1 rRNA gene is annotated in these 1091 nt (G+C 56.5%); it reads right to left on the bottom strand.

What is annotated here, in order from left to right:
• Positions 1–1091: ribosomal RNA gene (locus ACWDX9_RS63610) — 23S ribosomal RNA — on the bottom strand; the annotation flags it as partial.

Genomic DNA, 1091 nt, shown 5'->3' on the forward strand with positions numbered 1-1091 from the left:
GGTTCGATATGGGCGCGTTAAAGCGGGTACGGGAATATCAACCCGTTGTCCATCGACTACGCCTGTCGGCCTCGCCTTAGGTCCCGACTTACCCTGGGCGGATTAGCCTGCCCCAGGAACCCTTGGTCATCCGGCGCGAGGGTTTCTCACCCTCGATTCGCTACTCATGCCTGCATTCTCACTCGCGTACGCTCCACGGCTAGATCACTCTGCCGCTTCACCGCATACACGACGCTCCCCTACCCACCAACAGCGCTTAGCTGTCAGTGCCACGACTTCGGCGGTGTACTTGAGCCCCGCTACATTGTCGGCGCAGAATCACTTGACCAGTGAGCTATTACGCACTCTTTCAAGGGTGGCTGCTTCTAAGCCAACCTCCTGGTTGTCTCTGCGACTCCACATCCTTTCCCACTTAGCACACGCTTAGGGGCCTTAGTCGGTGATCTGGGCTGTTTCCCTCTCGACTACGAACCTTATCGCCCGCAGTCTCACTGCCACGCTCTCACTTACCGGCATTCGGAGTTTGGCTGACGTCAGTAACCTTGTCGGGCCCATTAGCCATCCAGTGCTCTACCTCCGGCAAGAAACACGCGACGCTGCACCTAAATGCATTTCGGGGAGAACCAGCTATCACGGAGTTTGATTGGCCTTTCACCCCTACACACAGATCATCCCCCAGGTTTTCAACCCTGGTGGGTTCGGTCCTCCACCCAGTCTTACCTGAGCTTCAACCTGCCCATGCGTAGATCACTCCGCTTCGGGTCTACAGCATGCGACTCAACGCCCTATTCAGACTCGCTTTCGCTACGGCTCCCCCACACGGGTTAACCTCGCCACACACCATAACTCGCAGGCTCATTCTTCAAAAGGCACGCAGTCACATCACACAGAAGCAAGCTCCTGTAAGCTCCTACGGCTTGTAGGCACACGGTTTCAGGTACTATTTCACGACCCCTCACCGGGGCACTTTTCACCTTTCCCTCACGGTACTCGTGCACTATCGGTCACCAGGGAGTATTTAGGCTTACCAGGTGGTCCTGGCAGATTCACACAGGATTTCTCGGGCCCCGTGCTACTTGGGATCCCCTCAA

It is taken from the genome of Nonomuraea sp. NPDC003201, from assembly GCF_053590415.1.